Origin of the sequence: Mumia sp. (assembly GCF_028803055.1) — a bacterium.
Classification (GTDB): Bacteria; Actinomycetota; Actinomycetes; order Propionibacteriales; family Nocardioidaceae; genus Mumia.
In genome coordinates, this window is record NZ_JARBCJ010000120.1 from 1 (window position 1) to 10,642 (window position 10,642).

The following is a 10,642-nucleotide window of genomic DNA, read 5'->3' on the forward strand; positions in this document are numbered from 1 at the left end:
GGCTACCTCTTCGGTCAGTACAAGCGGATCACCACGCGGTACGAGTCCGGGGTCCTGACCGGCAAAGGCCTCACCTGGGGCGGTTCGCAGGTCCGCAAGGAGGCGACCGGCTACGGCACCGTCTTCTTCGTCTCCGAGATGCTCCAGGCCGCGGGCGAGTCGTTCGACGGCAAGCGCGTCGTCGTCTCCGGCTCCGGCAACGTCGCGACGTACGCGATCGAGAAGGTGCACGAGCTCGGCGGCACCGTCGTCGCGTGCTCGGACTCCAGCGGCTACGTCGTCGACGAGGACGGCATCGACGTGGACATCCTCAAGGAGGTCAAGGAGGTGCGCCGCGGGCGCATCGCCGACTACGCCGAGCTGCGTGGCGGAGACGTCCGGCTCGGGCAGGCCGGGTCCATCTGGGACGTGCCGTGCGACATCGCGCTGCCGTCGGCGACCCAGAACGAGCTCAACGGCGCCGACGCGGTCACCCTCGTCAAGAACGGCGTGACCATCGTCGCGGAGGGCGCCAACATGCCGGCAACCCCCGAGGCCATCGCCGTCTTCGACGAGGCGGGCGTCCGCTTCGCCCCGGGCAAGGCGGCCAACGCGGGCGGCGTCGCGACCAGTGCACTGGAGATGCAGCAGAACGCCTCGCGCGACTCCTGGACCTTCGAGCACACCGAAGAGCGCCTGGCCGAGATCATGCGCAGCATCCACGACCGGTGCGCCGAGACCGCCGACGAGTTCGGCAGCCCCGGCAACTACGTCGCCGGGGCCAACATCGCGGGTTTCGTCCGCGTCGCCGACGCGATGCTCGCACTCGGCGTCATCTGAGCAGTGGCTCAATCCCCCACGAGGTGAACCGGCGTCGGCGCACACTGGCGAGAGGGGGACGCCATGAGGATCGCATCGTTCAACGTCGAGAACCTGTTCGCCCGGCCGAAGGCCATGGCGGAGGAGCAGGGTGACGCGGCCACGCGCAAGAAGGTGCTCGCGGCTCACGCACGACTCTCCGCACTCCTCGACCGGCCCAGCTACGCCGGCCGCGAGGCCGACATCCTCGGGCTCCTCGACACGCTCGGCCTGCTGCGCTCCGACGACGCACCGTACGTGCGGATGCGCACGATGCGCGGCCGTCATCTCCTGAAGCGCCCGCGCAGCGGACCGGTCGTCCTCGCGGCTGCCGGGCGTCCCGACTGGGTCGGATGGCTGGAGCTCAAGACCGTCGCGGTCAACGTCACGGCGACCGAGAACATCGCGCGGGTCCTCGACGAGGTCGGCGCCGACGTCGTCACCGTCGTCGAGGCCGACGACCGTCCCGGGCTCCAGCTCTTCTCGGAGTCGCTGCTGCCGGCGGTCGGCGGCACCCCGTACGAGCAGGTGATGGTGGTCGAGGGCAACGACGAGCGCGGGATCGACGTCGGGCTGATGGCGCGCGCCGACTACCGGCTGGTGCAGATGCGCACCCACATCTTCGACACCGACGGTTCTGGGACCGTCTTCTCGCGGGACTGCTGCGAATACCACCTCGACACCCCTCTCGGGAACCGCGTCGTGGTGCTCGCGAACCACTTCAAGTCCAAGGGCTACAGCTCGCCAGGTGACCCGCTCGGCGGCAGACGCCGTCGCCGTCAGGCAGAGCGGGTCGCACGCATCGTGGCGGCGCTGCGTGACGAGGGCGTCGAGATGTTCGCGGTGACCGGGGACCTCAACGACGACCCGACCAGTGACGCACTGGCTCCGCTGCTCGAGGACGGCACCCTCGTCGACATCAGTGCGCACCCGGACTTCGACTGGAACCACCGCAAGGGGACGTACGGGTCGGGCAACGAGACCGCCAAGATCGACTACATCCTGCTCTCGCCGGCGTTGTTCTCCCACGCGCAGGGGGGTGGGGTCTTCCGCAAGGGCGTCTGGCGGGGCCCTCGGACCAAGGACCCCTGGGAGATCCTTCCCACTCTGACGTCGAAGGTGGAGGAGGCGTCCGACCACGCCCTCCTGTACGCCGACCTGACCGGGGTCTGAGCGTCCCGCGCCGTCAGGCCCGGCGAGCGGTGACGAGCAGGTACTCCCACTGCATGGCGCCGTCCCGGACACCGAACCGGTCCGCCAGGTCTGCCAGTGCGCCGTCGAGCGCGGCGACCTTGTCAGGATCGTCAGCGATCGCCGCGTAGACCGCGATCATCGGACCGTACGTCGCCTTGAAGAAGTCCCGGAAGTCCTCCCCGTCGACGAAGCGGTCCACCGCGAGCGTCTGCGTCGTGGCCTCGACGTCGGTGACTCGGTCGCCGAAGAGTGCCCGGACGTGCTCGACGTCCCCCCACAACGGCGGTGGTTGCGCGCCGGGCGGTGGCGGCGGCGCGTACGGCTTCATCGTGGCGAACATCTGCCCGATGAAGCCCTGGGGCGTCCAGCTCAGCAGCCCGATCGTGCCGCCGCGCGCGCAGACGCGCGCGATCTCGTCGGCGGTCTCCTGGTGGTGCGGCGCGAACATCGCTCCGATGCAGGACATGACCACGTCGTACGAGGCGTCCTCGAGCCCCAGGTGCTCGACGTCGTCCTCACGCCACCCGAGTGTGAGCCCTTCGTCCGCGGCCGCCGCGCGGCCGACGTCGAGGAGCTCGGGCGTGAGATCGCTCGCCGTCACCGTCGCTCCGGTTCGCGCAGCGGGGATCGCGGCGTTGCCGGAGCCGGCGCCTACGTCGAGGACGGTCGTCCCGCTTCCGACTCGGCAGGCGTCCACGAGGACCGGTCCCAGGTCGGCCACCACCTCCGTGGCCACGGCTGGGTAGTCCCCCATCGCCCACATCGCCCGGTGCTTGGCCTTGATCACGCCGTCGTCCACCGTGACCGGTGCTGCTGTCGTCTCGCTCGTCATGATGAGTGTCCCTTCGTTGTGCGTGCTCTCGACGCTAGAGATGCAGAGACAACGGGCCTAGTACGAGATCTGTACCGGGCGTACGCTGCACGGATGGGGGCGCCGTACCGCCAGTTCTGCCCGGTCGCGAAAGCCATGGAGCTGCTCGACGAGCGATGGACGATGCTGCTGGTCCGGGAGCTGGTGACGGGCAGCCAGCACTTCAACGACCTGCGACGAGGGCTACCACGGATGTCGCCGACCCTGCTGTCCAAGCGCCTCCAGCAGCTCGTGCGCGCCGGGATCGTCGACAAGGAGGTCCACGGTGCCGAGGTGCGTTACGTCCTGACTCCGGCCGGCCGGGAGCTGCGGACGGTCGTCGAGTCCGTCGGCACCTGGGGCGTGCGGTGGATGGGAACGCTCGGCGACGAGGACCTCGACCCCAAGCTCCTGATGTGGGACATGCACCGCAACATCGACCACTCCGCGGTGGACGACCCGCCCGAGGTCGTCAGCTTCGTCTTCGACGACGTCACCGGGGCGGCGCGGCAGTGGTGGATCGTGATCGAGCGCGACGACGCCGACGTGTGCGACATCGACCCGGAGCGCCCCGTCTCGGTCACGGTGACCGCAGGGCTCCGCGCCCTCACCCAGGTCTGGAGAGGCGACACGACGTGGGCCGGCGCGCTGCGCGCGGGCACCGTCACTGTGGACGGACCCTCCGCAGCGCGCCGCGCCGTGCCCACCTGGTTCGCGCCGACGGGGCTGGCCCGCGTCGTACGCCCAGGCTGAGGAGACTCTCAGCGAGAGCCCGAGTCCTGCTCCGGCTCGTCCTGACTCGTCGTCTGACCCCTGCTCTGGCGCAGGCGCCGCCCGCGCTCGACGTCCTTGTCGTGCTTCGCGGCCGCCTTGTCGCTCTTCTTCGTGTCGCGCGGTGGCAGCTGGATCTTCTCCTCGGCGGGGATCCCGCCCTGGAGCTGACGCCCGCGTTCGAGCTCGGCGTCGAGCTCCGCGCCGAACAGCAGCGCGAGGTTCGTGATCCAGAGCCACAGCAAGAACACGACCACGCCGGCCAGCGAGCCGTACGTGCGGTTGTAGTTCGAGAAGTTCGCGACGTAGAACCCGAACGCGGCCGAAGCCACGATCCAGGTCAGGATCGCGACGACCGCACCGACGCTCAGCCACCGGAACTTCGGCTGCCGGACGTTCGGTGTGGCGTAGTACAGGATCGCCACGACGAACATGACGGCGATCAGCATCACCGGCCACTTGGCGATGTTCCAGACGGTCACCGCCGTCTCACCGAGCCCGATCGCGTCCCCGACGGCCTGAGCAGCCGGCCCGGTGAGGACCAGCGCCAGAGCCACGAGGGCACACAGAACCACGGTGATCAGCGTGACCAGCAGCATGACCGGCCGGAGCTTCCAGATCGGACGACCCTCGTCGATCTCGTAGACCCGGTTCATCGCCCGCCCGAACGCGCCGACGTAGCCCGAGGCCGACCACAGCGCCACGGCCAGGCCGACCACGAACGCCAGTCCCGCACCGCGACCCTCGCTCAGCTGCACCAGCGTCGGCTCCACCGTGTCGGCCGCGGAGTTGGCACCGACGTCACGAAGGACGCCGAGGAGCGTGTCCACGGTCTCGCGGCCCTGGCCGAACAGGCCGACCAGGGAGAGGAGCGCGATCATCATCGGGAACAGCGCAAGCACGGAGTAGTACGTCAGGGCAGCAGCGAGGTCGAGGCACTCGTCCTCGGAGAACTCGCGTACGGCCTTGCGCGCCACGTACCCCCACGACGGCTTCGTGATGTCGGTGGGAGAGTCTGGCTTGGCGGGGTCGTCCGGGTGCGGGGCACGCCCGGGGCGGGCGTCGGTCATCCAGCCTGGCCCGACGGGCGGCTCGAGGCGGGCGAGCCGGAGGTGGCGGCGCTGCTGCTGCCGCCGGCCGAGCGGCTGCCGGTCGAGCTGCTGCCGGTGGAGCTGCTGCCGGTGGAGCCGCTGCCGGTGGAGCCGCTGCCGGCGTGGCTGCCGGGGGTGCTGGTCGACGTGCCACCGGTGGAGCTGCCGAGGCCGCTGCCGGAGGACGTGCTGCTGCCGGTGCTGCTGCCCGTGCTGCTGCTGCCCGAGGTCGGCGCGGCGTGGTCGCCACCCTCACCACGGTTCGTCACCTTGCCGACGGTGTCCTTGGCCGTCTGCACGACCTTCTCCTGGACCTCGGGCGCCTTCTCGGCGGCGAAGCCCTGGGCATCGCTCACCTTCTGCTGCACCGTGGGGTCGTTCCAGAGGCTCTGCGCCTTGCCCTTGATCTGCTCGAAGCGCTCGCGACCGTCACGCGTGCCCAGGACATAGCCGACGGCCATGCCGCCGAGGAGTGCCAGCTTTCCCTTCATGGGAGTTTCCTTTCGTCGAGTACCGGTCCACCATTGGTACCCGATCCTGGGACGATCAACAGATCGCGAGACCAGTTGTTCGCCACGTCGTCGGATCCGGGGGCCTTCGCACCCCCCGATGGGCCACGAGAACGGGCAGACTATGCCGCCGTGTGAGGAACAACGCGTCGCGCAACTAAAAAGAAGCGTGAGCCGCGGCTTCGGTGACCGAGAGGTCGAGGTGCAGCCCTGGACGTCTGGCGTCGACTTCTGGGCCGACCTGTTGATCGTCGACGGTCGAGAGCTTGGAGTCCTCCGTTCGCCGCGGCACGAGTTGCTGGAGACCTCCTACGAGGGGGTCGTCGACTTCGGCGCCGTCCTCGAGGTCGAGGGCGAAGCACTGAGGCTGATGGCTGTGGGCGGCGTGCCCGTGCCGGAAGTCTTGGCCGTGCATCGCGCGGCACCGGCCGATGGTCCCTCGTGGATGCTCCAGCAGCGGGTCCACGACGACACGTCTGCTGAGGTCCCGCTGCGTGAGCTCGGCCGGATGACACGGCTGATCCACGACATCCAGCCGACGAGCGATCTGCTGAGTCCTCCGGCGGCGTGGGCAGACACTTTTTGGCGCCGGCTCGAGCAGCGTCTTCGCGCTGCGGCGCCATACTGCGACGGGCTCGACGTCGCCGTCATCGCCGGCGTCTCCGGTTTGCTCGAGGGGCGGGCGTCGGCGGCCACGAGCTTGCTGCACATGGATCTGCGGAGCGCCAATATCTGCGTGCAGGGCACCAGGATCGTCGCGATCATCGACGCCGCCAACTGCGTCGTCGGTGACCCTCTTCTGGAACTCGGCCGCATCCGCGCCTACGGCTACCTCGACGAGGAGTTCCTTGCCGGCTATGGACGCACAGAGTGGTCACCGGCCGATCGGGCGCTCCTGGACGTCTACGAGCTCGACACCGCAGCGCTGCTCACGGTCGTGGCGAGGGAGGAGATCGACGACCCGGAGCTGCACGCTCGGCAGCGAGATCGTGTGCTCCAGCTCCAGGACGCCATCGTGGGGACCTGAGCCGCGGAGGACGCCCGCGTACGGGCGACGACGTCTAGCTACAGCTAGCTCTCCGGCTTCCGCTCCCCCGCGTACTCCGCGGGCATCGCGTCACCCTGGTCGGTCGGGATCAGCTCCGCCTCCGGATCCACGACGTACCACGCCTCCTGGCCCGCGGCCGCGCCACCGAGGATCAGCACGTAGCCGTCCTGGTCGGGCTCGACGTCGCTCCACACCTGGTTGGCGTACTCCAACGGTCCACCGAACGTCACCACCATCGCCATGCCCGAGAGAGTAGTACCGATCGCGCGGTCGCACCCTCTCAGTGAGAAACTCGGGGCGGCGACGACATGCTCCAGCAGCCGTACGAGGAGGGCCGATGGCCGACGAACGACCCGGGCCTCCCGCCGGCCCGCGCACGTCCAGGAGGGGCGCCAAGATCGCGGTGTGCGGCGCGGGCTCGGTGGGCAGCACCGTCGCGTACGCCGCGCTGCTGCGGGGGCTGGCCGGAGAGATCGTGCTGTACGACATCGCGTCCACGCTCGTCGAGGCGCAGGCGCACGACCTCAACGACGGTGCCGCGTTCGCGTCGCCGACGACCATCGTCGGGAGCGACGACCCAGCCGCGTGCGCCGGCGCAGACCTGGTGGTGATGACCGCAGGAGCCCGGCAGAAGCCCGGGCAGACCCGGCTCGACCTCGCAGGGGTCAACGTCGGCATCACGCGCGACGTCCTCGGCGCCGTGCGCGAGGTCGCGCCCGACGCGGTCTACGTGCTGGTCACCAACCCCTGTGACGTGCTGACCTACGCGGCGATCGGCTTCCTCGACCTCCCGCCCGGTCGGGTCTTCGGGTCCGGCACCGTCCTCGACACCGCACGGCTGCGCTACCTGCTGTCGCGGCGCCTCGCCGTGTCTCCGCGGAGCGTCCACGCTGCCGTCGCCGGTGAGCACGGCGACTCCGAGATCGTCTTGTGGTCGTCGGCCAACATCGGCGGCGTCCCGATCGCCGAGTACGACCTCGAGGGCCATTCGCTCGACCCCTCCGAGTACGCCGCGATCCGCGAGACCGTCGCCCGCTCCGCGTACAAGGTGATCGAAGGCAAGGGGGCGACCAACTTCGCCATCGGTCTCGCTGCCGCAGACATCATGTCGGCCGTGCTGCGCGACGAGCACCGGTTCCTTCCGGTCTCCACCCTCTTCACCGGGCAGTACGGCATCGACGACGTCTGCCTCTCCGCCCCCTGCGTCGTCAGCGCAAGCGGCGTCGCAGGCCCGGCGGAGCTGCCCCTCGACGAGACCGACCTGGCAGGACTCCGCTCATCCGCAGCGACCCTGCGCTCGCAGATCGACAGTCTCGGCCTCGCGTCACCGGTGTTCTGATCAGCGCCCGGTCGCCAAGGCTCGGTCGACCTGGGCCACCGTCCATCCGGTGGCATAGAGGAGGTCCGAGGCGATCGAGCGGACCTGCGCGACGACCGCGGCGTCGTTGATCGTGGCGGCCTCGGGCAGCGCCTTGGTCGCCATCCTGGCCGCCTCGATGAGCTGGCGACGCGCCTCGTCGTACGCGTCCTTCTCCGCGATGTCGTCGGCGAAGACCTCGACCGCCTCCCGCAGCAGCCGGACGGCCTCGGGCATGCCGGTGAAGGAGTGCTCGCCACGGCGCAGCATGGTGTGCACCCGCCGTGCGAGGACGCGCGTGTCGCGGATCGCGTTGTCGACGTCGCGGACCGCGACCACGTACCGCTCGACGTGGCCGCGCTGTCGCCACCGCAACGGCGAGTAGCGGGCGATCTCATCGGCGTTGGAGACGGTCGTCGTGAGGCTCTCGATCGCCGGCTGCAGGCCGCGAACCTGCTGCAGCGCCGTCCACGCGGGACCGGCGTCCTCCAGGCGCAGGGCCAGTTCGATGCGACGCAGCGCCTGACCGAGCGTCGTCAGCACCGGCTGCATGCCACGGTTGACACGTCGGACCGGGTTGCCGGGGATGAGCAGCGCCATGGCGAGCCCGACGAGGCCGCCGATCACGGCGTCGACGAAGCGCGCGACGGCGGGGTTGCCGGGCATCACGGGGACGATGGCGGCAAGCAGGCTGGCCGAGGTCGCGGCCTGGTTCCGGGCGAGACCGCGCAGACCGAGGAACGTCGCGGCGGTCGCGGCCAGCGCGACGATGACGCCGAGCTGCCACCACCCGCGGCCGATCACCGAGATGAGACTCTCTCCGATGAGGACGCCGACCGAGACGCCGATGAAGAGCTCGACGGTGATCCGCCGCCGCCCGCCGGTGCCCGCGAAGATCACGAGGATCGCGGCGACGGGGGCGAAGAACGGCTGCTGGTGGCCGACCAGGTCGTGCGCGATCACCCAGGCCAGCGCCGCACCGACCGAGATCTGGACGATGCTGGTCATCTGCGCGCGCACCCATTGCGCCCGGGTGTGCAACGACACCGGCATCGGGACACCGCGCGCATCGTCACCGCTGATGCGATCCAGGAAACCCTGTCCGCTGACCATCAGGGGCCTACAGGTAGAGCCCGGTCTGGTCGTGGTCGATCCGCTCGGCCGCGACCGCGTGCAGATCGCGCTCACGCAGGAGGATGTAGTCCCTGCCGCGCACCTCGACCTCGGCCCGCTCGTCGGGGTCGAAGAGCACCCGGTCGCCGACCTGGACGGTCCGGACGGTGCTGCCGACGGCCTCGACCCGGGCCCACGACAGCCGGCGGCCCAGCTGCGCGGTGGCCGGGATCACGATGCCGCCGGACGAGCGGCGGTCACCGTCGTCCGGGTCGACCGACACCAGGAGGCGGTCGTGGAGCATCCGGATCGGAAGCCCGTCGGTCATTCAGTCGCTCACGATCTTGCGGATCACGACGACGAGACCGATGAAGGCGACGAGGCCACCCACCACCGGGACGATGGTCTCCATCCGCGGCTCGCCCGAAGGGGTGACGAACCTGGCCTTGACGTCGGCGAGGCCGCGTCGTGCCACCGTCTTGGGGCTCGCACGGTAGACGAGCTGGTCGACGTTGGAGGCAAGACGGTTGCGAACCTCGTCGATCTGGGTGACGAGCTGGTCAGGTGTGCCCGTGATGGTCGTCGGGACATCCGGCCTGAAATCGTTCGTCACGTTGTCTCCTCGCTCGGCGCGGTCACCTGTCGTGACCACCGTACCGATACGCAAGGATAGGACCATGACCACGCGACTGCAGCCAGGTGATCAGGCGCCCGACTTCACGCTCCTCGACGACCACGGCAAGGAGGTCACGCTCTCCGACCTGCGCGGCGGGAAGGTCATCGTCTACTTCTATCCCGCCGCGATGACGCCGGGGTGCACCCGCGAGGCGTGCGACTTCACCGCCGAGCGTGAGACGTTCGACGCGTCGGGATACACCGTGCTGGCCATCTCTCCGGACAACACCGACAAGCTGGCCTCCTTCCGCGAGAAGGAGGGTCTCGACATCACGCTCCTGTCCGACCCCGACCGCAGCGTGCTCCGCGCCTGGGGCGCCTTCGGCGAGAAGAAGCTGTACGGGAAGGTCATCGAGGGCGTCATCCGCTCCACGTTCGTCGTGGACGAGGAGGGCAAGATCGAGGTCGCGCAGTACAACATCAAGGCGACCGGTCACGTCGAGCGCCTGATCCGTCAGCTCGACCTGGCCTGAGCCGTACGGCGGTGGTCGCCGCCTAGACTGTCCGGCGGGCCGGTGTGGTGGAACTGGTAGACACGCAGGATTTAGGTTCCTGTGTCGCAAGACGTGCAGGTTCGAGTCCTGTCACCGGCACCCGAGACGGCCGTCTGCCTGTCGTCTCGTGCTCAGTGCGGCTCCCCGCGATACGTGCCGAACGACCACGAGTTGCCCTCGGGGTCCTCGGCGATGAAGTCGCGGCTCCCGTAGTCGGTCGTCGTCGGCTCCATCGTGATCGTCGCTCCTGCCGCCTTGGCCCGGTCGTAGAGGGCGTCGGGGTCGGAGCACACCACGTACGCCCCGAAGGTCCCGGGCTTCTGCTGCCAGTTCCCTTCGTGCTTCTCCGAGCCCATCATGATCCCGCCGCCCTCCGGCCACGCGAGCTCGGCGTGCTGCACGAACCCGTCCTCCGCCATCACGACGACGGGCCGGAAGCCGAAGGCGCGCTCGAGGAAGTCGATCATCGCCAGTGCGTCGCGGGCGGCGAGCGCGGGCCACACGGTGGGGGCCGGCGGCTCGGCCGTGCGGTTCTGGTCCTGGTTCTGGTTCTGGTTCTCAACGGTGCTCATGGACCTCACGATGCTCCGTTGCGGTGCCCTCCCGCTTGGAGGTTTCGGCGCTCCTCCTCGACCCACCCCGTCGGAGTGGTCCCCGACAGCGTCCGGAACTCGTGCACGAGATGGGCGTGGTCGGCGTAGCC

General features: G+C 69.6%; 13 protein-coding genes, 1 tRNA gene and 1 pseudogene. 7 read left to right on the top strand and 8 right to left on the bottom strand.

Annotated elements, in window-relative coordinates:
- Together PV363_RS12040 and PV363_RS12045 are read left to right on the top strand one after the other, a co-directional pair.
- A pseudogene (locus tag PV363_RS12040) lies at positions 1 to 819 on the top strand (glutamate dehydrogenase); the annotation flags it as partial.
- 63 nt (positions 820 to 882) lie between these two features.
- Positions 883 to 2,010 (top strand): endonuclease/exonuclease/phosphatase family protein, encoded by a 1,128-nt coding sequence (locus tag PV363_RS12045; protein ID WP_220340950.1) that lies wholly within the window; start codon positions 883 to 885, stop codon positions 2,008 to 2,010.
- Between the two features lie 13 nt (positions 2,011 to 2,023).
- Here PV363_RS12045 and PV363_RS12050 read toward each other — a convergent pair whose 3' ends face one another.
- Positions 2,024 to 2,863: a methyltransferase domain-containing protein gene (locus tag PV363_RS12050; protein WP_220340949.1), complete on the bottom strand. Its 840-nt coding sequence runs from the start codon at positions 2,861 to 2,863 to the stop codon at positions 2,024 to 2,026.
- Positions 2,864 to 2,956: 93 nt separating this feature from the next.
- Here PV363_RS12050 and PV363_RS12055 point away from each other — a divergent pair, with 93 nt between their 5' ends.
- Positions 2,957 to 3,634, top strand: coding sequence for a helix-turn-helix domain-containing protein (locus PV363_RS12055; protein ID WP_220340948.1), 678 nt, complete (start codon positions 2,957 to 2,959; stop codon positions 3,632 to 3,634).
- An 8-nt stretch (positions 3,635 to 3,642) separates the two neighbouring features.
- Here PV363_RS12055 and PV363_RS12060 read toward each other — a convergent pair whose 3' ends face one another.
- Complete coding sequence (locus PV363_RS12060) at positions 3,643 to 4,722, bottom strand: YihY/virulence factor BrkB family protein (protein ID WP_220340947.1); 1,080 nt, start codon at positions 4,720 to 4,722, stop codon at positions 3,643 to 3,645.
- Positions 4,719 to 5,234 (bottom strand): YtxH domain-containing protein, encoded by a 516-nt coding sequence (locus PV363_RS12065; RefSeq protein ID WP_301022437.1) that lies wholly within the window; start codon positions 5,232 to 5,234, stop codon positions 4,719 to 4,721. The genes PV363_RS12060 and PV363_RS12065 overlap by 4 nt, the downstream gene beginning before the upstream one ends.
- 187 nt (positions 5,235 to 5,421) lie before the next feature.
- Here PV363_RS12065 and PV363_RS12070 point away from each other — a divergent pair, with 187 nt between their 5' ends.
- Positions 5,422 to 6,279, top strand: coding sequence for an aminoglycoside phosphotransferase family protein (locus PV363_RS12070; protein WP_301022438.1), 858 nt, complete (start codon positions 5,422 to 5,424; stop codon positions 6,277 to 6,279).
- A gap of 44 nt (positions 6,280 to 6,323) precedes the next feature.
- Here PV363_RS12070 and PV363_RS12075 read toward each other — a convergent pair whose 3' ends face one another.
- The gene (locus PV363_RS12075; RefSeq protein WP_220340944.1) at positions 6,324 to 6,542 is read right to left on the bottom strand and encodes a hypothetical protein; all 219 of its coding nucleotides are present in this window, start codon (positions 6,540 to 6,542) and stop codon (positions 6,324 to 6,326) included.
- 95 nt (positions 6,543 to 6,637) lie between these two features.
- On the opposite strand from PV363_RS12075, the gene PV363_RS12080 reads away from it, so the two are divergent.
- On the top strand, positions 6,638 to 7,639 hold the full coding sequence (locus tag PV363_RS12080) for an L-lactate dehydrogenase (RefSeq protein ID WP_220340943.1): 1,002 nt from the start codon (positions 6,638 to 6,640) through the stop codon (positions 7,637 to 7,639).
- On the opposite strand, the gene PV363_RS12085 is transcribed toward PV363_RS12080, so the two are convergent.
- Genes PV363_RS12085 through PV363_RS12095 form a run of 3 tightly spaced genes read right to left on the bottom strand, consistent with a single transcriptional unit; the run spans position 7,640 to position 9,383 of the window.
- Positions 7,640 to 8,770 (bottom strand): FUSC family protein, encoded by a 1,131-nt coding sequence (locus PV363_RS12085; RefSeq protein WP_220346706.1) that lies wholly within the window; start codon positions 8,768 to 8,770, stop codon positions 7,640 to 7,642.
- A 7-nt stretch (positions 8,771 to 8,777) separates the two neighbouring features.
- Positions 8,778 to 9,098: a co-chaperone GroES gene (locus PV363_RS12090; protein WP_220340941.1), complete on the bottom strand. Its 321-nt coding sequence runs from the start codon at positions 9,096 to 9,098 to the stop codon at positions 8,778 to 8,780.
- Positions 9,099 to 9,383 carry a DUF3618 domain-containing protein gene (locus PV363_RS12095; RefSeq protein ID WP_301022439.1) on the bottom strand — a complete coding sequence of 95 codons (285 nt, stop codon included), beginning with the start codon at positions 9,381 to 9,383 and terminating at the stop codon, positions 9,099 to 9,101.
- Positions 9,384 to 9,447: 64 nt separating this feature from the next.
- Here PV363_RS12095 and bcp point away from each other — a divergent pair, with 64 nt between their 5' ends.
- Together bcp and PV363_RS12105 are read left to right on the top strand one after the other, a co-directional pair.
- Positions 9,448 to 9,918: a thioredoxin-dependent thiol peroxidase gene (gene bcp / locus PV363_RS12100; protein ID WP_220340939.1), complete on the top strand. Its 471-nt coding sequence runs from the start codon at positions 9,448 to 9,450 to the stop codon at positions 9,916 to 9,918.
- Between the two features lie 38 nt (positions 9,919 to 9,956).
- Positions 9,957 to 10,038: transfer RNA gene (locus tag PV363_RS12105), tRNA-Leu, on the top strand.
- 32 nt (positions 10,039 to 10,070) lie between these two features.
- Here PV363_RS12105 and PV363_RS12110 read toward each other — a convergent pair.
- Positions 10,071 to 10,511, bottom strand: coding sequence for a VOC family protein (locus PV363_RS12110; RefSeq protein ID WP_220340938.1), 441 nt, complete (start codon positions 10,509 to 10,511; stop codon positions 10,071 to 10,073).
- Positions 10,512 to 10,642 lie beyond the last annotated feature (131 nt).